Consider the following 23,600-nt stretch of genomic DNA (forward strand, 5'->3'; position numbering starts at 1 on the left):
TATAAACATGGCATTTCAAATAAACAAGCACAGTATAAATTGAAGGCTTTTAAATATAAAAAGGACGCATCCATTTCATATGGATGCGTCCTTTATTTTGGGCTTGAGCATTATTTCTCATCCCTCAGTTATATGATACTTTAGTCATCTAATAAATGATAAAATTGTTCAATCGCTTCTTTATTATATAATTCTGGATCAAATTTGGCATAAACAGGTGTTTCCTTATTAATAAACTGTTGTATGCTTGTTTGTAATGATTCAGCATCATTAAAACTCAACATTCCATACTTGCCATAATCAAGTACATATTGATTGGCTGGTATATCTGATGCCAGAATATCTATACCAACAGTCAACGCCTCTAATAAGACCATTGATTGCCCTTCGTAATAAGACGGTAAAACAAATAGATCACAATCTCTCATAATATTAAATGGATTTCTTTTTTGTCCCATTAAAAATACATGCTCTGATAAATCTAATGACGTAATTAGTTTATTTAGTTGATTTTTGAGTGGGCCATCACCTAAAATGTATAATTTCGCGTTAGGATTTGCTTCCACCACGCCGCTAAACGCTTGAATCAAATTATCAAATCCTTTTTCAGGAGATAATCTTCCCATTGTCATCACTTTATAATCGGATTTATGGAACGGTACGCTTGTAATTTGCTTATCCTGTTCTCTTACAATGACACGTTCCCCATTTTTCATAAAGATATCATTATCTTCATCCACCAAATTATAAATTCTATCTAAGTTAATGGTATTCATCGATGATTTAAATTTATCTTTTGTTTTTCTATTCGCTATTTTGTTAACATTTTCCTGCTTAGTCACTTCAGACACACTTACGAGCTTATCATAATAAGGATATAAGGACATCACACCTTTTAGATTAGCGTAATGCGGTCTCACACCGTTCACTTTACGCTCCATATCCATTTTCATATCACTGTGCAAGTAGATTAATTTTCTTTTAGCCTTGCTCGCTAACAAGATTTCAGACCAAAACATCGCATAGCCACTGAAATCCATAACGACATCAAACGCTGAGTTACCAAACACTTTTCTAAATTCGCGTTGATACAATGCATCCGGATAAATTTTTTCTTCAATTTTCGATTTGATGCCTCTATTGCGTACCAATAGGTTACGATAGTATTCTGAAGTGTTTGCCAACAATGGTCCTTTTCTTAAAATAACCCTCACATTGTCATTTAAGCTATATAGATTATCTATCACATCTTTATTTCTATTGAATCCAAGATAAACCGTAATATCATATCTATCATAATCAACATTTTCTAATAAATTCAGGATCGATGTTGTTATGCCATTAGGTTTCATACCACCTGGATATATTAAAATACGCTCTTTTCTGTTGTTTTGAACGCCATTTTTGGGTGCATCATGATGAAACACTTGATTGACAACTCTTTCCGTGACTTGTCCATCATCGTAATTCACAAATTTTTGTTTATATTTTTGATAGTTCCCCTTATATTGTGCTAGCATGCGCTGTGATTCTTGGACAGTAGCTACCAATGCTTCAATTGAGTGCACACTTGGACCTGGAAGACTATCCACAGGAAGATAAAATCCTCTGTCTTCTTCATAGGCTTTATAATCGGGTGTATAAAAAATAATAGGTTTATCTGTAACTAAATAATCAAAAAAGATACTTGAGTAATCAGTTACAAGCAAATCAACAATACTGAGTAATTCATTCGTATCAAATGTATCTTCCACTAAGTATTTTTTTAATTTTTTATTACCTACTGCTTTTTTATAAATAAACGGATGCACTTTTAATAACACTTGATAATGTGTTTGTTTATTTAATGACTCAATCAGCGCTTCAATTTCTTCAATATTATCTTCTGGTGTACTGACCGTTTGGCCACGCCATGTCGGTGAAAAGAGTAAAATCGGCGCATCTGTTAATTTAATGCCTTGTTGCTTTAATTTCTGCATAACTTCTTTTGACTGTGCATTTAGCGTTGCATCTATTCTAGGATAACCAATTTCTAAAATTGCTTCATCATTTAAACCGTCTAATTTAAATGCTTTTTTAAAAATATCTGTCGTATGTTGGTTAGGTGAAATAATATAGTCAGAACTTAAAAAGTTACGAATTGTATTTTGTGATTCTAATAAATTATGTTTGATATCTAACCCCATTGCTTTTAAAGGTGTACCATGCCAAGTATTAACATATATTTGATTTGGCTTTTTCGTAAAATACGTTGGAAACGTCGCATTATTGATGAGATATTTACACTTTGTTAAATAATGTAAATAGTCTTCACTTTCTTTAACTATAAATTTTACATTTTTATATTTACTATATTTTTTAGAAAATGCTTTTTGCATTTTTTGAGATGCTACGACCCAAATATGTATATATTTTTGATAATCAGGATGGCTCATTAAATATTTAAATATTGCATAAGGACTATCTGTCATACTTTGTCCATCTCTAACTTGATACAAAATATGCTTGTCATCTACTTCAATCGTTTTATATAGATTTGCATAATGCATAATATTTCTTGTGTATTTACTTCTAAATTGTAATTTCAATGGTTCCGAAATGAATTTTAATTTTCTTTTTGTCTGATTTAATACAAACTTTTTCGTTTTACCAATCATTCTTCCACCTCTTAGTTTTTCTTATCTGTATTCGAGTAATTAATATATTCAGTTAAACCTGACATAATATCATATTGTGGTTTATATCCTAGCGCTTCCAAACCTTTGATATCAGCACAAGAATGTTTAATATCCCCACTTCTTGATTCAGCAAACTGATAGTCTATAGATTTATTATAAACCTTTTTGAACTTATCAAAAATTTCTAATAGTGATATTTGTTTACCAGTAGCTAAATTGTATATTTTGCCATTCGTCACTTCATTATCGAGCACTGTTGAAACCGCTTGCACCAAATCCTTTACATATACAAAATCTCTCGTTTGCTCTCCATCCCCAAAAAATGTGAATGTTTCGTTATTTTTAAATTTATTATCTATAATAGATAATACACCAGAGTATGGTGAATGAGGATCTTGTCTCGGTCCATATATATTAAAGAATCTTAAAGCAGTTGTTGGCAGTTGATATAGCGTACTGTAAATTTTTGTATATTGTTCCCCAGCATATTTTTCCACAGCGTAAGGTGATTCAGGATCAATGAACGTTTCGACTTGTTTTGGTAATCCTTCGGTATTACCATAAACGGCTGCTGATGATGCAAAAATAAATTTCTTCAAATTATGATTATATTGACGATTGGCTTCTAAGAGATTTAATGTGCCATTTATATTGACAGACTGAGACTTTATAGGGTCATTTATTGTTTCTACAACACTAACTACGGCTGCTAAATGAATGACGATATCAAATTGTTCTTTCTCTACTAAGGATGTCACAAATGATGTATTAATCACATCATTTTCAATGAAATGCGCATCATCTATAAATTCGACATTCGAACGATGCCCTGTGCTTAAATTGTCTAATATAAACACCTCATTAGCTTTATTAAAGTGTTCTGCTAAGTGCGAGCCGATAAATCCAGCACCACCTGTAATTAGTATTTTCATTATTTCTCCTCCTATATATTCAAGTCATAATATACTGACCATCAATTCAATTAATAAAATCTATTAAACCATATAACTCTACTTTTATCATAAAAAATACAACAATATTAAACTAAAATTATAGTTTTAGTTAATTAACATCTTCTTTATATTAATACAAGTTTAACAATTTTGACGATCAAATCAAAAGAAATTGAAGTAAAAACTTAATAATAATTGAATTATAACACTATGCACTTTGCAAAAATTCATTTATCTGCATACCTAAACCTAAATATTGCTAATAACTGAATCTATGAAACACTAATCTTTTGTGTAAGTATGCTTTGATAAATATTAAATTTGTAAACTAACTTAAAAAGCGTTCCGCCATAAGTATCCTTTAAAGTATAAAATAATACCTACATTATACTATAAAGCAATACAGCGAAACGCTTAATAATTTTACTATAGCCTATCAAAATTTTACTTTATCGACCTTATATATAAATTACTGCACGTCATTATTTTTCTGTGCTTTTTGATAAAAATAGTTAGCCACAATAATATCTACAATGGCTACACCTACAGATTTAAATACGGTAATTTCATCATCACTTTCGCGTCCAGCTAAATGAGAACTGACAATTTCACCTAGTTCGCCATATAAATCTTTTTCTCCAAACAGACCTTCTTTTATTGGGGTAATTAAATCTCCTGTTTCTTCTAATGCAGCTTCCGATGCTTCTACAACTACTTTATCTGCATTTGCTATAGCGTGTGAAGGCAACTCTTGCATATCTGATTTAAAAGAACCTACAGCATTCACATGGACCCCAGCTTCTAATGATTTATTAAAAACAGGTTGTGTGGCGTTGGTTGCAGTGACAATAACATCAGCATTAGCTATAGCATCATCAACATTTTCCATCACTGTCACATCAACGGATTGATATTGCTGTTGAATCGTTTCTGCAAATGTCACTGCTTTACGGTGAGTTCTATTATACAGTTGAATATGTTTGATATCTCTAACAGCTAATACAGCTTCAATTAATCCTTGTGCTTGATCGCCTGTCCCTATGACACATAATGTTTCTGCATTTTCACGAGCAAGGTATTTTGTAGCTACGCCAGAAATTGCGCCTGTACGAATTTTAGTTAAGTAAGAACCTTCTAATACAGCTAATGTTTCACCAGTTTCATAATCTGATAATATCACAGAACCAACAATGGTATTTTTACCTATCTTTGTATTATTAGGGGCCATTGTTACTGTTTTAAGCCCCACAACTTTCAATTCATCAGATAAAGCCGGCATAACTAGATAACGATTGTTTTCATTAAAAGGAAGTACATAACGTAAAGGGGTATCCGTCTTCCCTTCAGAATAGGCCTGTAAAGATTCGGCTACTGCTTCAACGACTTCTTCCATGTTTAATAATTCAGCTTGTTCATGTGCATCAATAAATTTCATAAGCCACCTCTATTCTTTTACATTTTCTGACTCTAAAATGTTGCTCTTCTTTTCAAATTTATTTTCAAATAAGATTATTCCTATAAATCCAACGACAAGTAAAGGAATGATAATCCAAGCCATATGATTATCGACATACACAGACACACAATATATCGCTAATAATAGCGTTATGGCCAACATATTTTTAATAAACAGCAACCAATAATCCGTTTTCACACTAAACCATGTTTGTTGCTGATTATCTTCTATTTTAATATGATATAACGTAAACTTTAAATGTGTAATCAACATATAAATAAATGCTAAAATACCGATTACCAACAAGATTTTATGAAATATGCAGTTAGGAACCACATCTGCAGCCGCTGCAAATATAATAGCAATAACAATACTTTTCAGTTCTGCATTTTTCTTCATATCAATCTCCGAACCTTTGTCATTAATTCAACCTCTATTGTTACAATAACATACTTACTCGGAATTTTAAGTTTGACTAAGAGCTAATCTTTTAAAAATAGATAATGATCTACCTATGAATACATCGTGCAATATGTGGAAAAACAGCTAATGATTCAAGCAATTTATAAAATAAGCATCTGTATGGGTTTGTACCTGTTCAAGTGTGGCACCTTCTTGAAGTTCAACCAATTTCATAACTTTATCTTCAAATTTAAAAACAGCTAAATCTGTGATTAACGTATTAACAACACCTGCGCCTGTTAAAGGCAACTCACATTTTGATTTTATCTTAGATTCACCATGTTTATTCATATGGTCCATGATAACGACCACTTTTTGAGCTCCAACCACCAAATCCATCGCACCGCCCATACCTTTTACGAGCTTGCCAGGAATCATGTAGTTTGCTAAATCACCTGTTTCCGAAACTTCCATACCACCAAGAATTGCTAAATCAATATGCCCGCCGCGTATCATCGCAAATGATTCTGCATTGTCGAAATAGGAAGCCCCTTTAGCAGCAGTAACCGTTTCTTTACCTGCATTAATCAAATCTGGATCCACTTCATCTTCAGTAGGATATGGGCCAATACCAAGCAAACCATTTTCAGATTGGAAAAAGACATTTTCTACATGGTCATTCATCTCATTTGCTACAAGTGTTGGCATACCAATACCTAAATTTATTACCATATCACTATGAATTTCTTGTGCTGCACGCTGAATAATCTTCTTACGTTGTGTTTGTTTATCCATGTTGTACCTCCTTCACTGTACGTTTTTCTATGCGTTTTTCAAAATGTTTTCCAAGATAGATATAATCCACATATACACCTGACATATGTACATCATCTGGGTCAATTTCACCTAATTCAACAATTTCTTCTACTTCAACGACAGTAGTCTTGGCGGCCATAGCACATAAAGGATTAAAATTACGCGCTGTTTTTTCAAATACTAAATTACCAAATGTATCCGCCTTTTGAGCCTTCACAATACCAAAATCGCCTGTAATGGCACGTTCCATAATGTACGTTTCACCGTCAAATTCTCGTGATTCTTTACCTTCAGCGATCAAAGTCCCCACACCTGTTTTTGTGTAAAATGCTGGAATACCTGCACCGCCTGCACGTAGTTTTTCAGCCAACGTACCTTGAGGTGTTAGTGTTACATCTAACTCACCATTGATCAGTTGTTGCTCAAATATTTTATTTTCACCTACATACGAGCTAACCATTTTATCTATTTGTTTTTTCTCAAGTAAACGACCCAATCCAAAATCATCTACACCACAGTTATTACTCACTACGGTTAATCCTTTTGTACCTTTTGTACGAATCGCTTCAATGGCATGCTCTGGTATCCCGCATAGCCCAAAACCACCGGCAAGTACTGTCATGCCATTTTCTAAATGCTCAAATGCTGTATGTATGTCTTGAATGACTTTAGACATGTTATAACCTCACTTCTTTTTTAAAATTAATACCTAGTATTAAAACAATTATACTTGAAATTTTTTGCGAAGTCTTTTATTTCATGTTGCCGTTTTCATAAATAAATATACAAAAATCGAACTGAAATATATCAGTCCGATTCGAATCATTTTTCATTATTTTTGAGTATATTGATTAATGATATAGGGTCTTTTCCCAGATTTAAGTGTTTCTATTTTGTCTACTAAATTAATATTAATTAACGCATCTTCACCCAGAAGATTTTTATATTGCTTTTTTAATTCATTTAATTTTGATTCATCAAAACTTTTCTTTGGTAAAATTTTAAGGTCATATTCTTTTCTGCCTTTTTGTATAAATTGAAATTGATAAATATTTTCAATTTTACTCATCATTATATTAATATTAAAGGGCATTAATGCATCACCCTTAGTAGTATACACCGTTTCTATTTTTCTACCCTCTATATTACTAATCGTATGTGCAAGACCATCTTTATAACTAGTTAATGTAGCTAAATCTCCTGTATCATAACGTACCAATGGGATAATATGAGAATTAAAGTCTGTCACTACCACTTTACCTGTATTTCCTTCAGCAACAGGTTCATTATTTTCATCTAAAATTTCTATATAGTAATTTACTTGATTCAAAATCATTTCATTACTATCAATCTTAGTATTAGCTAAAACCCCTAATTCTTCTGTAGAATACCTTGATAACGGCTTACAATTAAAGGCTTTATAAATATTTTGACTAGATTTCTCATCTAATTTCTCTCCATAAGTAATGATACCTTTAATATGCTTTATTTCATATTGATGCTCACAAGCATAAGTAGCTAAATTATTCATAATACTTGGATAAGTAATGATAACCTTATGCTTTTCATTTGATATTTTTTTCAGTGCTTTTCTCATCCAATTTTGGTCTATATTACCAGGTTTTAATATATATTGATTTTTGATAATCATATTCTTAAAGCTTGGTTTAATAACCCGTATATATAAATGTTTAATCCCTAAATCAAAATTAGAGTAGCTACCAAAAAATAATACTTCACCTTGTTGAGTTAATCTTTTTTCTTTAGTGACATAAAATGATAATGGCGTCCCATAAGAGCCACTAGTTGACACTTTCATTAATTTTTTTCGTTTTTCAGGTTTTATTGTTGCAATTTCATTGTAATTATCTACAATATCTCGCTTAGTTATAATGGGAAAATCATAAATCTTCTTATCCTTATACTGTTTATAATATACTGAATTATTTGTGATAAATTCTAAAAAATTATCTTTATTGAATTCATTAATTTGCACAGGTTTCTCAATATTGTTTCTCAAATTTTTCTTAACTGATTTTATATATTTATAGTCTCTAAACTTTATTATATTAAAAATTGTTTTTCTCAGATTCATTTTAATCCTCAATTCACACTATATTTATTCAAAATAAATAATTTCTAAAAATCATTTTAAATTCAAATTATCTTTATAATCTTTAACTATTTGGTCATTATTACTTGGATAAAAATAGTATAATCCATCATCACCCAATGTATTTTCACCATTTAAAGTATGACGATTCACATTTTTTTGTGCACTCTTATAATCAGATCGAATACCGTTTAAATCAGTTAAACTCAAATCAGTTTTGACGTTATCCTCTACTGCGTTAAATATTGAATTGATTTTCGGTATTGAACTCGGATTCATTGATTTCTTAGCTACTGCTTCGATCACAAGTTGTTGTCGCGCTTGCCTTCCTTCATCGCCACCAGCACCTGCTTCTTTCCTACTCCGCATAAACGCCAATGCTTCTTTGCCATCCATGTGATATTTCTTACCTTTTTCAAATGTATAGTCCCTAACATTGAAAGTTGCATTACTAACAACATCAACACCATTGACTTCATCTATAAGTGTAGAAACACCATCCATGTTTATGGCTGCATAGTGATCAATTGGGACATCCATAAGCTTTTCTACAGATTTCACTGCCATATCTGGACCACCATAGGCATAGGCATGATTGATTTTTTCTTCTGTATCTTTACCAACAATTTCAGCATGTGTATCACGCGGCACACTAATCATTTCAGTTTTTTTATCTTTTGGATTAATTGACAGAAGTACGATTGAATCTGATCTTTGCCCACCGTGTTCTGAATCCCTAACTTCATCAGAGTCTATACCAAAAAGCGCTATTGAAATTGGCTCTCCTTTTTTTAATGGTCCATCTCTAAGTTCAGAATGTTTTCTATCAAGTGGATCATTAATTGAACTATTTAATGAAGTAAGTTTATAGAATATAAATGCTGCAGCTATAATAATTAGCAGTGCTAAAATGATTAATACAGTGAGAATAACCCTTTTTACCGTGGATTTTTTCTTTTTTCTTCTTTCCATGTATCCACCTTCTTTTTATTTATTTTATAATTTTTTTATTATTTGAATAATTTCTTCTTGAACCTTTGTTTCCATATCTGAACCTGAAGGTAAACAAATCCCATGTTCAAACAAGTATTTAGCATTATCTACACCATCATAAATAAATTCATATTGGTCATATAATGGTTGTAAATGCATAGGTTTCCATACAGGTCGTGCTTCTATATTTTCTTTGCTAAGTGCATTTATTACATCGTTTGCCGAAAATCCAGCCTTTTTCTCATCAATTGTTAATGCAGTTAGCCATCTGTTTGCCTTGGAGTTAGGTAATTCCGGTTGAAAATCAATACCTTCAATATCTGACAATTCTTGATAATACTTATCAAAAATTGCTCTTCTTTTTTGAACACGTTGCTCTAATACTTCCATTTGTCCTCGGCCAATACCGGCTGAGATATTACTTAATCTGTAATTATAACCTAATTCACTATGTTGATAATGTATTGCTTTATCTCTTGCTTGTGTTGCTAAAAAAAGTGCATGTTCTTTAGCTTCTTTGTTATTTGTTACTAGCATGCCACCGCCACTTGTTGTAATAATTTTATTACCATTGAATGAAAAAATACCAAAATCACCAAAACTACCGCTCATTTTACCTTGGAATTCAGCGCCTAATGATTCAGCAGCATCTTCTATTAATGTAACATTATATGTATCACAAATTGATTTTATTTCATCTAATCTTGCAGATTGCCCATATAAGTTAACTGCTATAACAGCTTTTGGTTTAATTGATTTTTTTTCAAATTCTTTAAACGCTTTTTCCAACGCGACTGGCGACATATTCCAAGAATCTAATTCAGAATCAATGAATACAGGGATAGCATTTTGATATAAAATCGGATTAGAAGTCGCGCAGAAAGTTAAAGATGTACAAAATACATAATCATTTTCTGTTACACCACTCTCTATAAGTGCTAAATGTATTGCTGCAGTACCACTACTAACAGCCAATGCTTCATCTATATTGATATAAGATTTTATACTATTTTCAAATTCTGTAACATTCTCTCCTAATGGTGCTATCCAATTTTGTTCGAATGCTTTCGATATATAAGATTGTTCATTCCCACCCATATGTGGTCTGGATAAATATACTCGTTCATTTGTCAATTACTCTCACTCCTTGGGTTTTGCTGGTGTACCAAATACTGTCATATTATTTGATATATTACTAATTACAGTTGATCCTGCACCTACTAATGTTGAATCTCCAATTATTACTTTTGGCGTTACCGTCGATCCTGCACCTATTTGAGTGTACATCCCTACTTGCACACCACCTGTTAATGTAGAATTAGGCGATATATGAGCAAAGTCTTTAATTAATACGTCATGCCCAATACTTGCCATTGTATTTAAAATGCAGTGATTACCTACATAAGTATCTGCATTTACTACTACATTTGCCATAACTACTGTTCCATATCCTATTTCAACATTCGATCCAATAACTGCTGAAGGATGTATGAATTTTGGATATTTACAGAGTGGAAGTTCTAACTTTTCAAAAATTTGTTTTCTTATTTTATTATTGCCGATTGTAATTATAAAATAATTGTCCTCATAGTTTCTATATGAATTTAAATTGTCATAAATAATTCCATCACTGACTGATTTTTCATGGAATTTATCATCTAAATACCCTATTACTTCAAATTCATTATTTAATTCTATAATGTCTTTAACTACTTTTGCATGTCCACCCATACCAATTAAAAATATTTTTTTCATGATTCCGTGCCTTTAAACCTTTCCATAGAAATAGAACTATTGGCATTTATATCTTTTTTCCTCAAAACATTTGTAAACGTTTTATAAAGAATATACATATCTAGCTTAAATGACTGATTTTCTACATACCAAACATCCAATTCGAATTTTTTTTCCCATGATATAGTATTTCTACCATTTATTTGTGCCCATCCAGTTATTCCAGGTTTCACATTCATCCTTTTTCTCTGAAAATCATTGTAAAGGGGTAAGTAATCAATTAATAATGGTCTCGGACCTACTAAACTAATATCTCCTCTGATTACATTAATAAGTTGGGGTAATTCGTCGATACTTGTCTTTCTTAATAATGAACCAAATTTAGTTTTTCTTAATTCATTTGATAATAATTGTCCATTCTTATCTGTTTCATTTGTCATTGTACGAAATTTATATATAGAAAATGGAACCCCATTTTTTCCTGGTCTAATTTGTTTAAATAATACTGGTTTCCCTAATTTTTTAGAAATAAATACGGCTGTACATAACATAATTGGTGACGTAATTATTAACCCTATTCCACTTACTGTAAAATCAAACACACGTTTTAACACTTTAAAATCACACCTTTATTTAACTAATTTACGAAAAACTTTCCACTGTGTTTTTATTACTTCTTCCTCATTATAAATTTGCAATGCGCGAGAATACCCTGCTTCTTTAAAGCTATTAAGTATTTCAACATTTCCTACCAAATTATCTATTTTACTAGCAATATATTTACTTGATTTTAAAGGAATCAAGTAGCCTGTTTCATTTTCAACAACTTCTTCCCTCGATCCTCTAATTTTTGTAGCAATAATAGCATTTTTCATAGCCATTGCTTCAATTATTGAACGTGGCATCCCCTCTCTATATGAAGGCAAGCAATATATGTCACTTAAAGTTAAATATTCATTTATATTTGATATTTGACCAGTAAAAATGACATCGCTATTTTTTTTGTATTTTTCAATTATTTTTATGGTATCTTTATCTCTTTCGCTATCCGACAAGCTACCTATAATAATAAATTTAACATTTTTAGATTCTAATTTACTATAAGCTTCTAATAGGTCTAAAATACCTTTTTCCTTCACTAATCTACCTATGAAAGTAACTATAATATCTCCTTTTTTAATATTATGTTTTAATTTTATATCTTTTATTTTTTTCTCACTTATATTATTTATATTAAATTCATTATTTAAGTCGATGCCATTACTAATGTGAAAATAGTTGTTTTGTTTCTTCTTTCTTAGAAAATTATTTTTTTTAGCTGTCAAATAATCTTCTCTACTTTGCGTAAAAATATAGTCAGTACAAATTTTCCCAATAATTTTTTCAATATGGAAGTATATAAAATATGTTTTTTTCGACATACCATCATGAAAATAAAATCCGTGGGCTGTATAGATAATATTAGGGACTTTAGCTAATTTAGCTGCAATTCTTCCTAAAACAGATGCTACAGGTGTATGCGTGTGCACAATGTCTGGTTTTAATTTTTTGAATAATTTTAACATCCTATATATTGATTTTATATTTCCTAACAGGCTAATTTTACGGTCGATTTTAATATCGTGAACTATAACGCCTTGCTTTTGAAGTTCTTTCTTTTTATTTCCAGTGGTACAAACACAATGAACCTCTGCCCCTTTTTTAATACTCTCTTCATTCAAAGCTTTTAAAAGTTTGATATGCGTACTTTCTATCGCAGCAATCTGTACTATTTTCATATCTATAGCCTCCAAAGTCTCTGATTTATTAATAAATCTTCACTTCTTATAATACCTTTAACATCAAACACTACTCCATTTTCATTTAATAATTTCAAATATTCATGTTTATTAATTAAGTAGTCTTCATGTGGGACTGCAAATATTAAAGCATCTGCTTTACCTAACTCTTGTTTTTTAATCAAATTCAAATCATATAATTTTTTAGCCTCTTCGGAATTGGCTTCTACATCATTTACGTATATTTTTAATCCGTATTCTTTAAGTTCTTCAATAATATGAATAACTTTTGTATTTCTTAAATCTGGACAGTTTTCTTTAAATGTAAGACCTAATACATTCACTGATGCGCCTTGAACTTCTAATCCTTGCTTTAATAATTCTTTAATTACATTAGAAGCAATATGTTTAGCCATATTATCATTTATCCTTCTACCTGCTAGGATAACTTCAGGATGGTGACCAACTTCTTGAGCTTTATGTGTTAAATAATATGGGTCAACACCAATACAATGTCCGCCTACTAACCCTGGTTTAAAATTCAAGAAGTTCCATTTTGTTCCTGAAGCTTTAAGTACTTCATTAGTGTCTATGTTTAATTTATCAAAAATGATTGCGAGTTCATTCATTAATGCAATGTTCACATCACGTTGTGTATTTTCAATTACTTTTGCTGCTTCTGCCACTTTAATTGAGGATGCTTTATGAACTCCTGATGTAACTACTGAGCTGTATACGTCTGCAACTACTTCTAATACTTCAGGTGTTTGACCTGATACAACTTTAGTAATTGTTTCAAAAGTATGCACTTTATCACCTGGATTTATTCTTTCTGGTGAATAGCCAACAAAAAAGTCTTTACCACAAACTAGTCCTGAATGTTTTTCTAATACAGGTACACAGTCTTCTTCTGTTGCACCAGGATATACCGTTGACTCGTAAACTACTATTGTGTCAGGCGTAATCACTTTTCCAACTGTTTCACTGGCTTTTAATAATGGTAATAAATCCGGTTTATTATGTTTATCAATCGGTGTTGGTACAGCTACAATAATAAAATCAGCTTTTTTCAAATCCACTGCATTTGAAGTGTACTCTATATTAGTTTGCTTTAATTTATCTTCTGTAACTTCATTTGTTCTATCGTAATTATTTTTTAGCTCTTGAATCCTTGACTCATTAATATCAAATCCAATCACTTTATGTTTATTACCAAAAGTGACAGCTACTGGTAAACCTACATAACCTAATCCAACAACTGCAATACTTCTTTCCATAAAAGTAACATCTCCCATTATTTACTTGTAATATTCCAAATACCAATCAACAAATTTATTTACACCATCTTGAATTGTAGTTTCTGGTTTAAAATCAATATCTCTAAACAAGTCATCTACATTTGCATAAGTTTCAGGTACATCTCCAGGTTGTAAATCCATGTAGTTTTTCTTAGCTTCTTTTCCTAATTTATTTTCAATTGCTTCTACAAACTCCATTAATCTGACTGGACTGTTATTTCCTATGTTATATATTTTATAAGGTGCATAAGAAGAACTAGGATCTGGATTTGCACCTGACCATTCTTTATTTGGCGATGCAGGTTTTTTCACTAATCTACTTATTGCTTCTACAATATCATCCACATAAGTAAAATCTCTCATCATATTACCGTGATTATAAACATCTATAACCTCATCATTTACAATCGCTTTTGTGAATTTAAATAGTGCCATATCTGGTCTTCCCCAAGGTCCGTATACTGTAAAAAATCTCAAACCGGTAGTTGGCAAATTGTATAAATGACTATACGTATGTGCCATTAATTCGTTAGATTTTTTAGTTGCAGCATATAAACTTAACGGATGATCTATGTTATCCGAAGTGCTAAATGGTTTAGAAGTATTTGCGCCATATACAGAACTTGATGATGCATAAATTAAATTTTGTATATCAAAATGTCTGCAACATTCAAGTATATTCGCGAAACCAACAATATTGGCATCTATATACGCTTTTGGATTATCGATGCTGTATCTAACACCCGCTTGAGCTGCTAAATTAACAACCACTTCTGGTTTTTCATCTTTAAATATTTTTACTAAATCTTCGTAATTTTCTAATTTTAATTTGTAAAAAGTAAAATTCTCTTTTCCTATCGATTCTAGTCTATCTTCTTTCAAAGAAACTGAATAATAATCATTTATGCTATCTACGCCTATAACATGATGTCCTTGTTGAATTAACTTTTTCGCAAGATGTGATCCAATAAAACCTGCTGCACCAGTGATTAAAATTTTCATATTTTATATCTCCTTTATCTTTCTAATTGGCACACCTACATACACACTATTTTCTTCTGTGTTTTTATTGACAACTGCACCAGCACCAATGACGTTTCTTTTTTTCACAATAATCCCACCAAGTATTCTTACACCAGCTGCAATCCATACATCATTTTCAATAATTATCTTTTTAGGATCTACTGGATTATATTTAATAGGTTTGTTGTTATCGCTCCATGTATGATCTGACGATATTATAGTTACATGATTAGCTATTGAAACATCATTACCTATCTCAATTCCCCCAAATGCATCTATATAACTATAAGCATGTATGCTAACATTATTGCCTAACTTCAAATACTGAATGTTTTTTATTGTTATATATTTTCCTAAATAGACATTTTTCCCAACTTGATTTGCATATCTATTTAAAAATAAATATCTATACAACAACGCAATTTTCGATTCACTTATTGAAAACACATTCCAAAGAAAATCACATACAAACCTAGGTAAAAAATTATAAGGGATCTGTATTAATCTAATAATGAAGTAAATATTGTTATTCACATTATTCCCTTCTTCCAAAAATTAATTTTATAATAAATATACATACTATATGCTACTGGCAAGCAAGCCACAGTTGAAATAAAAAGCCTTTTATCATTAAATTTGTACTTAGCTTTCAATCTTAAACTTATCCAAGAAATATCATATAACAAAATATTTTTTAATTTTTCTTTGAAATTTGGTAATTGGTCATGAGCAAACTTTCTATACTCACAATAATTACCTGCTGAGACAAAATAATTCAACTTAACTTTGCTACTAATTCCGTCAACTTGATATTCAACATATTTTACTTTCATATTAACTAATTGAAATTTATAGAGTCGGCTAAACTCAAACAATTGATAAGAAGGTGGCATGTGTTTTGAGTTTTCAAATTGCGGAAACGTCATATATCTTACAATTGATGTTTTAAATACGTAACATTTATCACCATTAATTTTATATTTATATCTCAAATCCACCCAATTTAAATTTTCAATTTCCGGGAGAAAGTCACCTATGACACTTCCATCCTCATAACTATCTAATAATATTAGTCCTTTAATATTATTATCTTTTTTAAATTTACTAATAATAATTTCTACTGCATCATAGTAAAACCAATCATCACTATCTAAACAAGTAAATAAATTTCCATTTGCTTTTTTTAATCCTAAATTTGTAGCAATATGTTTTCCACTGTTTTTTTGATAAATATATCTAATTTTAAATTTTTTAGTATTAAAGCTTTCTATTAACGATTTAGTATCATCTGTCGATCCATCATCTACAATAAGCCATTCAAAATCATAACATGTTTGATTTACTAATGAGTTATATAATCTTATTAAAGTGTGTTTCCTATTAAATGTAGGTGTGAAAATAGTTAAAGTAGGCATTAATGTTCCCCCATTTTATGAAGTAAATCTAAAAATTCTTTACCCTTATCTATATTTGAATTGGAGCTATTTATAATTTTATTTTTTATATCATGATATAAGTCTTCATTTTTATATAATTCTATAATTTTTTCTGCAATTTCCTTGCCGTCCATATTCACAATAAAACCGTTGTCTCCATCATTAATTTGTTCGAAAACAGTATCGAAATTAGTTGCAACTATAATTTTATTATAGAATAGAGCTTCATCAATAGTATTCGATTTTCCTTCAAATCTAGAAGGATGTATAAGTAAATCCATTTTTTTTAATATACTTCCTGTATTAAATATAAAACCTAGTGGGATAACTATATTATTCAACTGATTTTTTTCAATTTCCTGTTCTAACCAATTTTCAAGCTTACCTTTACCAACAACATACCACTTTATATTTAATTTCGATTTTTTTATGAATTTTGCAGCATCTATTAATAAATCTAAACCTTTACCTTCATCTAATCTACAAATTGTGCATAAATTCATATTTTTAGGATTATAATCAAATTGTTTTTCATCTATATTTTCATATAATTTAATAGGAAGACTGTTATAGAAAACTTCAGCTTGGATATCAAATAACTCATAAAAGATTTCTGCACATTTGTTAGATACTGCAAGCATAGCTGTCATATCTTCAAAGTATTTTTTATCTATTTCATTGTCTCGATTAAAAACTTTATAATCTGAAATAATACTACCGATTTTGTTATCTGCATTTATATAGTCATGTACAAAATAAATGGAATGCCCTCCAGAAAAGCCTATGGCATAGTCATAAGTTTTAGTGAATTCTGTAAAATTCCATTTGTTATCAATCCAAAATTTTTGTTTTTCTTTTGTATTGTTATATTTTTTCATTTTACTTTTTACGATGAATAACAAAGTGTTAAAGATTAATTTAGGACTTTTTAAGTTTTTAATCAAGTTTATAGGTAAACTATTTTTATCTAACATTAACAATGCATATTTGCTAGGAACTGAAATCTTATTTACATAACTAGGTAGATATTTACTTAATTCATCTTGTTGATTCAATATCATTAAATCAATATTTACATTTTTGCCTTCAAGATCATAAAGTAAATTCAATAAACTTTTCTGTGGCCCTCCAATGTTAAAATTATTAACAACAAATAATATTTTCATTATTTCACTCCTTTAGCTGGTATTCCTACAACTACTTTACCTTCTTCAACATCATTTAATACAAGAGTCATCGCACCTATGATTACATTATCGCCTACATTAACATTTCCAATGATGGTTGCTCCCGCTCCTATAAATACGTTGTTACCAATTGTTGGTACACCATGTTTACCTCTGCCACCGATTGTAACGTTTTGCTGTATTTTACAATCATCCCCTATAACTGCATTGGAGTGTATCACGCACCCCAATCCACTATGCGCAAATATTGTATTAGTTCCAAGTTTAACGCTACGAGGTACATCACAAGCAAATATTAAGCGATTTAGTTGTTGCATCAACCTCGGTATAATTGGTACTCTCTTTTTATATAAATATAACATCAAAGTTACTGATTTATTCATTATTGATTTTCTTTTCATTTAAATCTCTCCCCATATCTTTAATTACATATACTACCCAATACCAATTGTTAAAAAATAACTGAATTACTAGGAGTGGAAGAATTAAATTCAATATATTTCTTCCTAAAATATTTAACAATAAAGCTTGTATTACTACAGTTAAAACTGACGATAAAATAAAATGCATATAATATGGAATTTTATTTTTAGTTGTTAAAAATGCAGTAAATAACAGTTGATTATTATATAAAAATCTATAGGTAATGATTATTAATAAAGGTACCAAATCTAATAATTTATAATTAGTTCCAATAAATTCCAAGATATAATCACCCATTATTATTAAGCATGAAAAAGCAAAGAAATTAAATAAGTAATTAGTAAATATTGACTTTAAAAATAATTTTACTAATTGTTCATTCTCTTGTTTTACTCTTAGGTAATTGAATTTTGACAAATATGTATTAAAGTATGCATTAGAAAGTGCCAAAATTAATGTTATAATTTGATTTACTAATCCAAATTTCCCGGAAATTTCTAATGATAAAAAATACGAACACAAAATTATCGGGAAACCAATAATTAAATAACTAGCTAATGAATTAATACCCGTTTTAATTGTATTAGGTATTAAAGATTGAAATATTTGTTTATCATATTTTATTTTAATTTTTCTTTTAGTTAATTGGGTTTGCACAGAATAGCGATAATATGAAATTGATTGTAGTAGTCTATTCACAACAACCGAGATAAAGTAAGAGAAAGAAACGCCAATTATACCGTATCCTAAAATTAATGAAACAGTCGATAAAATTAATTGAACAACTTTGGTAACTACAAGAATTTGATTATAAGTTTTTATAGCTCCAATACCCTTTAATATTGCATTCCAAAATGAGAAAGCAATATTGAGCACAATAGACATCATATAAAATAACCAAGCGATTAACATTGATTGTACGTCTATTTCACCATTTGTAACTTCAACTAAGTATAATGTTCCGAAACTTATTAAAAAGATTAATATTATTAAACCCATTATATAATATGTAAATTTAACGGTAGAAAGTAATTTAATAAAGTACCTTAAATCAAACTCTTCTTTTTTATCCTCTTTATCTATATTAATACCAGTACTGTTAATACTTTTTGCGCCAGACCATATATAACTTATATTCCTCGCAATAACTGTTTGAAATCCAAAATCTATAAGCATAGCTAAGCCATAAAGTGAAGTGAAAGTATACCATAGCCCAAGTTCAGCAGAATTTAAATACTTTAATATTATAGGCAAGAGTACAATATTAACTCCTTGAATCATTGCCAAACTAATGTAACTCCACATCACATCTTTTTTTCCGATATTCAAAAGTCACACCTTCTTAAGTGTTAATTTATTGTTCAAATAATTTATAACTAGTAATACTAGGAAAAAGTTAGTGAAAAATGATATTTGTATTGTTGCATTTGCCATAAAGAACAATGCAAATTTTACACATAAATATGTCATAATGTATTTTTTGAATATAGAATTACTACTATGTACTTTATTATCTAAATACATTACTGATAGAATACTAGCAATTGAAAAAATTGGTGCTAAGATAGGACCAAAATATAAAAACCCTTGTCCAACCATTGGTAAAATTTGATCTGATACTAATACTTTATTGTAAAAAACTTCATTAAAAATATTTAACGCACCGTTTTGTGAATCAAATAATGAATTCACAAAAACTACGGATCTTAATAATTCTGATATTATTGACCCTAATTGAAAAGGAGAATAGTAATAACTAGTATCAATTGCATGTGAAACGTTAACCACACCCGAAAAATACAATTGTAATTCACTATTCAGTTTTTCAAACGAACTACCAGTTATACTAGAATTAAATCCAACTTGAGATGAAATTGTGTTTTTCTTCAATAATGTAGATGTTAAAATCAATAAAAATGATAAAAACGCTGAGCAAAATAGAATGATTTTTCGATAATCTTTATATAAAATATAAATAATAAAAAGACCTGTCACTAAAGGTAAAACTATGCTAAACCGACTTGTACCCGAGATAAATGAAGCAGATATCCCTACAACTAAAAACGACAGTATTAAATAAATAACATTTTTCTTTTTTTCATATATACCATATAAAAAATTCAATAAACTGATAGTTAAAATTATTTGTGCAAGCTGAACAACGAGAAATGCTATAGACCCTATTTCAATATTACTTGTTTTCAATTCAGAAGCTGACCAAATAAATGTATATCTATTTATCACTTCCGGTTGAGCTACTACAATTAAAATACTTAAAATAATAAATAACCATCCAATCGGATTCGGCTTGGCAATATTTTTTTCGATTTTATTTTCATTATTATAAAATTTCTTAGAAAACAAGGAGAAAAAAACTATTATACTAACCATTTCAAAAAGCATTAAATAAATCGCTTTCGTTTGTGAATCTATCGAGGTACTAGAACCAATGCTCACATTAACCCCATATATAGACATTAATAAAGGAGATATTGTATATCGAATTAACATAGTTAAATTCACAATTGTTATGCCTATATTGTTAAACATATATCTACTAAACATAGGCAACAAAAAATATAGGCATACAAATACTAAAGGTAACACGACTAAGTTTTGTGGTAATTTTTCACTACTTATCATAATTGATATGATAGATACAAAAGATAAAGTTAAAACTATAATTCTATAAAAAAGTATCATTTTATAACTTCCTATTAGCAAATTGGATTATTTTTTCTTTTAATTCGTTTTTATTATTTAATAGTTCAGAAATCAATTCATCTAACTCATTTTTCGAAACAGTAACTGATTTACCTCGGTAAATTTTCTTATATACTTGTTCTGAATGAATTTCATTTTTATTCAACAATTCTTCAAATAATTTTTCACCAGGTCTAATACCAGTGAATTCAATTCCTATATCATCAATTTTTTTTCCACTTAATTGAATAATATTTTTAGCTAAATCCACAATTTTAACAGGTTCCCCCATATCTAAAACAAATATCTCTCCACCTTGTGCAATTGCACCAGCTTGCAACACAAGTCTAGACGCTTCAGGTATAGTCATAAAATATCTAGTCATTTCTGGATGTGTTACTGTAACTGGACCGCCATCTTCAATTTGCTTTTTAAATAGTGGAATAACTGAGCCTCGAGAACCTAATACATTACCAAACCTAACTGCCACAAGATCAGTTTTAGAGTTTACGTTATTCAAGCTTTGTATATACATTTCAGCAATACGTTTTGTTGATCCCATAACATTAGGTGGATTTACTGCCTTATCTGTAGAAATCATTACAAATTTTTTTACTTCATTTTCTATAGCTGCCTCAGCTATATTTATTGTACCTAATATATTATTTTGAACAGCTTCAATTGGGTTGTATTCCATTAATGGTACATGCTTATGCGCTGCTGCATGGTAAACTGCATATGGTTTATATTTTTGCATAATTTCTAATAAACGATCTTTATTTTGCACATCTGCAATTACTGGCGTAAAATCAATTTTTTCACCAAATGTTTTATTTAATTCCTGATGAATTAAATAAATACTATTTTCTCCATGTCCTAATAAAACAATACGTTTCGGCTTAAATTTACATACTTGTCTACAAATTTCTGAACCGATAGAGCCTCCCGCGCCTGTGACTAATACTGTTTTATCTGTTAATTCTTTAGCAATAGACGCCATATCTAGTTCCACTGAATCTCTACCTAGTAAATCTTCAACATCCACTCTTTTAAGTTGATTCACTTCTACTTCACCAGATAAGACATTTTCAATATTGGGCATTTTAAACAATTCTACACCTTCAATATTGCAAATCTCATTAATCTCTTTTAATCTCTTTTTATTTAATGTAGGTATCGCAATAATAATTTTTTTTATATTAAACTTTTTTACTAATTCAGGAATATCTTTAATATACCCTTGAACTCTCACTCTTTCAGTTATCGTCATTTTTTGTTTTTCTTTATCATCATCTACTGCTAATACCGGTTGCATGCGCATATCATGGCTACGTAACATTTGACGTATCAGCATTGATCCACCTTGCCCTGCACCTACAACCAATGTTGATTTTTTTTCAATTGAATTCCCTATGTAATACTTTCTATAGACTCTCCAAAATAGTCTAGATCCTCCAATCAATAATAAATGCATCATCCATGTAATAAAATATAAACGTAAAAATGGACTATCTCCTGTGATTATAGCTACTAATATAATTGTCATAACAATAGAACTTGTAACCGCTTTTACAATTGACATCAATTCACTTACGCTCGCGTACTCCCATGCACGATGATATAAATTAAACACATAAGCGAAGATATGATGTGAAACTAACAAAATAATTGATGCTAAAATCAATAAATCTACTGAATAGCCTCTAAAATACGGTTCTAATATGGAATATCCTAAAAATATTGAAAATGTAACAATTAGCGAATCTATAATGATTAGTATAAAAAATCGCAATTTCGCAGAAATTTTTGTCACTCTTAATCCCCTCATTCATTTTTTCTAAAAAAGGCCAAACCATTTTTTCTGCTTATATTCTTGCGTTGGTATCTGTTTGGAAATCCTTTCATTATTTATCATTAACTTCCCGTTTTCTAGATAATTTTCAAATTCTTCATAATAAGCTTTTAATTTTCTTTCTTTAAATAACTGTGTCATTACAAATGGTCTCGTTGTCGCACTATGTGCATCTGAAGCAATAAAGTGTGCTAGATTATTATCAATTATTTTTAAAGATGCACGCCTTACATTGCTTCCAAAGTTTCCCAATAATGATGAAGTCGTAAGCTGGCTTAATGCACCACCATTAATAAGTTCATATAATAAATCTAAATTTTGAACAATTGCCTTATTTCGTTCTGGATGTGCGATAATTGGAATGTAACCCATAGTTTGTAGTTCATAAAATAACCGTTGGGTATAATGTGGTACTTCACTGCTAGGAAATTCTAATAGTAAATAGTTTGAATTATTGATACCTTCAATATTCCCATTATTAAGATCATCAATAACCTTATCTGTGACTCTAATTTCTTGGCCAGCATAAAAATTAATATTTAATTTTTGAACGCTATGATTTTCATTTAGATCTTTTATCCTGTCTTTTACATGTTGTATATCATTGTTATATTTAGGATGTAGATGGTGTGGTGTTACTACTATGTCAGTGATGCCTTCACTTTTTGCTTGATTAAGTAAATCATTCATAGCAGTTATACTTTGTGGTCCATCGTCGATATCTATCAATATATGATTGTGTATATCAATCATTT

The 23,600-nt window shown here is 29.8% G+C and carries 22 protein-coding genes; all 22 read right to left on the reverse strand.

Annotation, left to right across the window (positions count from 1 at the left end):
• Positions 1–140 precede the first annotated feature (140 nt).
• The 22 genes from KA833_RS03785 to KA833_RS03890 all read right to left on the reverse strand — a co-directional run bounded on the left by KA833_RS03785 (position 141) and on the right by KA833_RS03890 (position 23,598).
• Positions 141–2,657: a glycosyltransferase gene (locus KA833_RS03785; protein WP_210127949.1), complete on the reverse strand. Its 2,517-nt coding sequence runs from the start codon at positions 2,655–2,657 to the stop codon at positions 141–143.
• Between the two features lie 11 nt (positions 2,658–2,668).
• Entirely contained in the window at positions 2,669–3,610 is a 942-nt protein-coding gene (locus KA833_RS03790; RefSeq protein ID WP_046207221.1) for an NAD-dependent epimerase/dehydratase family protein, read from the reverse strand.
• A 490-nt stretch (positions 3,611–4,100) separates the two neighbouring features.
• The gene (locus KA833_RS03795) at positions 4,101–5,066 is read right to left on the reverse strand and encodes an ornithine cyclodeaminase family protein (protein ID WP_210127946.1); all 966 of its coding nucleotides are present in this window, start codon (positions 5,064–5,066) and stop codon (positions 4,101–4,103) included.
• A gap of 9 nt (positions 5,067–5,075) precedes the next feature.
• Positions 5,076–5,486 (reverse strand): hypothetical protein, encoded by a 411-nt coding sequence (locus KA833_RS03800; protein ID WP_210127944.1) that lies wholly within the window; start codon positions 5,484–5,486, stop codon positions 5,076–5,078.
• Positions 5,487–5,633: 147 nt separating this feature from the next.
• Positions 5,634–6,284 (reverse strand): 3-oxoacid CoA-transferase subunit B, encoded by a 651-nt coding sequence (locus tag KA833_RS03805; RefSeq protein WP_046207218.1) that lies wholly within the window; start codon positions 6,282–6,284, stop codon positions 5,634–5,636.
• Positions 6,277–6,981: a CoA transferase subunit A gene (locus KA833_RS03810; protein ID WP_210127942.1), complete on the reverse strand. Its 705-nt coding sequence runs from the start codon at positions 6,979–6,981 to the stop codon at positions 6,277–6,279. Before KA833_RS03810 ends, KA833_RS03805 begins: the two co-directional genes overlap by 8 nt.
• Positions 6,982–7,137: 156 nt before the next feature.
• The gene (locus KA833_RS03815) at positions 7,138–8,400 is read right to left on the reverse strand and encodes a phenylacetate--CoA ligase family protein (protein ID WP_210127940.1); all 1,263 of its coding nucleotides are present in this window, start codon (positions 8,398–8,400) and stop codon (positions 7,138–7,140) included.
• A 51-nt stretch (positions 8,401–8,451) separates the two neighbouring features.
• Complete coding sequence (locus KA833_RS03820) at positions 8,452–9,390, reverse strand: LCP family protein (RefSeq protein WP_210127938.1); 939 nt, start codon at positions 9,388–9,390, stop codon at positions 8,452–8,454.
• 24 nt (positions 9,391–9,414) lie between these two features.
• Positions 9,415–10,509 carry an aminotransferase class I/II-fold pyridoxal phosphate-dependent enzyme gene (locus KA833_RS03825; protein WP_210127995.1) on the reverse strand — a complete coding sequence of 365 codons (1,095 nt, stop codon included), beginning with the start codon at positions 10,507–10,509 and terminating at the stop codon, positions 9,415–9,417.
• Between the two features lie 42 nt (positions 10,510–10,551).
• On the reverse strand, positions 10,552–11,166 hold the full coding sequence (locus KA833_RS03830; RefSeq protein ID WP_210127936.1) for an acetyltransferase: 615 nt from the start codon (positions 11,164–11,166) through the stop codon (positions 10,552–10,554).
• Complete coding sequence (locus tag KA833_RS03835) at positions 11,163–11,759, reverse strand: sugar transferase (protein ID WP_210127934.1); 597 nt, start codon at positions 11,757–11,759, stop codon at positions 11,163–11,165. The genes KA833_RS03830 and KA833_RS03835 overlap by 4 nt, the downstream gene beginning before the upstream one ends.
• A 15-nt stretch (positions 11,760–11,774) precedes the next feature.
• Positions 11,775–12,923 (reverse strand): glycosyltransferase family 4 protein, encoded by a 1,149-nt coding sequence (locus KA833_RS03840; RefSeq protein WP_210127932.1) that lies wholly within the window; start codon positions 12,921–12,923, stop codon positions 11,775–11,777.
• A 2-nt stretch (positions 12,924–12,925) separates the two neighbouring features.
• Positions 12,926–14,200, reverse strand: a complete 1,275-nt coding sequence (locus KA833_RS03845; protein ID WP_210127930.1) for a nucleotide sugar dehydrogenase — start codon at positions 14,198–14,200, stop codon at positions 12,926–12,928.
• A 21-nt stretch (positions 14,201–14,221) separates the two neighbouring features.
• Positions 14,222–15,223: an NAD-dependent epimerase gene (locus tag KA833_RS03850; RefSeq protein ID WP_210127928.1), complete on the reverse strand. Its 1,002-nt coding sequence runs from the start codon at positions 15,221–15,223 to the stop codon at positions 14,222–14,224.
• A 3-nt stretch (positions 15,224–15,226) separates the two neighbouring features.
• Positions 15,227–15,778, reverse strand: a complete 552-nt coding sequence (locus tag KA833_RS14035) for an acyltransferase (RefSeq protein ID WP_348634642.1) — start codon at positions 15,776–15,778, stop codon at positions 15,227–15,229.
• Positions 15,775–16,659, reverse strand: coding sequence for a glycosyltransferase family 2 protein (locus tag KA833_RS03860; protein WP_210127926.1), 885 nt, complete (start codon positions 16,657–16,659; stop codon positions 15,775–15,777). The genes KA833_RS14035 and KA833_RS03860 overlap by 4 nt, the downstream gene beginning before the upstream one ends.
• Positions 16,659–17,846: a glycosyltransferase gene (locus tag KA833_RS03865; protein ID WP_210127924.1), complete on the reverse strand. Its 1,188-nt coding sequence runs from the start codon at positions 17,844–17,846 to the stop codon at positions 16,659–16,661. Before KA833_RS03865 ends, KA833_RS03860 begins: the two co-directional genes overlap by 1 nt.
• Positions 17,846–18,268, reverse strand: a complete 423-nt coding sequence (locus KA833_RS03870) for a serine O-acetyltransferase (protein WP_210127922.1) — start codon at positions 18,266–18,268, stop codon at positions 17,846–17,848. Before KA833_RS03870 ends, KA833_RS03865 begins: the two co-directional genes overlap by 1 nt.
• On the reverse strand, positions 18,243–19,619 hold the full coding sequence (gene wzx / locus KA833_RS03875) for an O-unit flippase-like protein (protein WP_210127920.1): 1,377 nt from the start codon (positions 19,617–19,619) through the stop codon (positions 18,243–18,245). Before wzx ends, KA833_RS03870 begins: the two co-directional genes overlap by 26 nt.
• A 3-nt stretch (positions 19,620–19,622) precedes the next feature.
• On the reverse strand, positions 19,623–20,993 hold the full coding sequence (locus KA833_RS03880; protein ID WP_210127918.1) for a hypothetical protein: 1,371 nt from the start codon (positions 20,991–20,993) through the stop codon (positions 19,623–19,625).
• Between the two features lies 1 nt (position 20,994).
• Positions 20,995–22,806, reverse strand: a complete 1,812-nt coding sequence (locus tag KA833_RS03885) for a polysaccharide biosynthesis protein (protein WP_210127915.1) — start codon at positions 22,804–22,806, stop codon at positions 20,995–20,997.
• Between the two features lie 24 nt (positions 22,807–22,830).
• The gene (locus KA833_RS03890; protein WP_210127913.1) at positions 22,831–23,598 is read right to left on the reverse strand and encodes a tyrosine-protein phosphatase; all 768 of its coding nucleotides are present in this window, start codon (positions 23,596–23,598) and stop codon (positions 22,831–22,833) included.
• Between the last annotated feature and the right edge of the window lie 2 nt (positions 23,599–23,600).

Source organism: Staphylococcus sp. GDY8P67P (assembly GCF_017892545.1).
Lineage (GTDB): Bacteria > Bacillota > Bacilli > Staphylococcales > Staphylococcaceae > Staphylococcus > Staphylococcus ureilyticus.

Coding starts and splice junctions, on each gene's coding strand:
- KA833_RS03785 (WP_210127949.1), bottom strand. CDS start 2,657: ATGATTGGTAAAACGAAAAAGTTTGTATTAAATCAGACAAAAAGAAAA.
- KA833_RS03790 (WP_046207221.1), bottom strand. CDS start 3,610: ATGAAAATACTAATTACAGGTGGTGCTGGATTTATCGGCTCGCACTTA.
- KA833_RS03795 (WP_210127946.1), bottom strand. CDS start 5,066: ATGAAATTTATTGATGCACATGAACAAGCTGAATTATTAAACATGGAA.
- KA833_RS03800 (WP_210127944.1), bottom strand. CDS start 5,486: ATGAAGAAAAATGCAGAACTGAAAAGTATTGTTATTGCTATTATATTT.
- KA833_RS03805 (WP_046207218.1), bottom strand. CDS start 6,284: ATGGATAAACAAACACAACGTAAGAAGATTATTCAGCGTGCAGCACAA.
- KA833_RS03810 (WP_210127942.1), bottom strand. CDS start 6,981: ATGTCTAAAGTCATTCAAGACATACATACAGCATTTGAGCATTTAGAA.
- KA833_RS03815 (WP_210127940.1), bottom strand. CDS start 8,400: ATGAATCTGAGAAAAACAATTTTTAATATAATAAAGTTTAGAGACTAT.
- KA833_RS03820 (WP_210127938.1), bottom strand. CDS start 9,390: ATGGAAAGAAGAAAAAAGAAAAAATCCACGGTAAAAAGGGTTATTCTC.
- KA833_RS03825 (WP_210127995.1), bottom strand. CDS start 10,509: ATGGGTGGGAATGAACAATCTTATATATCGAAAGCATTCGAACAAAAT.
- KA833_RS03830 (WP_210127936.1), bottom strand. CDS start 11,166: ATGAAAAAAATATTTTTAATTGGTATGGGTGGACATGCAAAAGTAGTT.
- KA833_RS03840 (WP_210127932.1), bottom strand. CDS start 12,923: ATGAAAATAGTACAGATTGCTGCGATAGAAAGTACGCATATCAAACTT.
- KA833_RS03845 (WP_210127930.1), bottom strand. CDS start 14,200: ATGGAAAGAAGTATTGCAGTTGTTGGATTAGGTTATGTAGGTTTACCA.
- KA833_RS03850 (WP_210127928.1), bottom strand. CDS start 15,223: ATGAAAATTTTAATCACTGGTGCAGCAGGTTTTATTGGATCACATCTT.
- KA833_RS03860 (WP_210127926.1), bottom strand. CDS start 16,659: ATGCCTACTTTAACTATTTTCACACCTACATTTAATAGGAAACACACT.
- KA833_RS03865 (WP_210127924.1), bottom strand. CDS start 17,846: ATGAAAATATTATTTGTTGTTAATAATTTTAACATTGGAGGGCCACAG.
- KA833_RS03870 (WP_210127922.1), bottom strand. CDS start 18,268: ATGAAAAGAAAATCAATAATGAATAAATCAGTAACTTTGATGTTATAT.
- KA833_RS03880 (WP_210127918.1), bottom strand. CDS start 20,993: ATGATACTTTTTTATAGAATTATAGTTTTAACTTTATCTTTTGTATCT.
- KA833_RS03890 (WP_210127913.1), bottom strand. CDS start 23,598: ATGATTGATATACACAATCATATATTGATAGATATCGACGATGGACCA.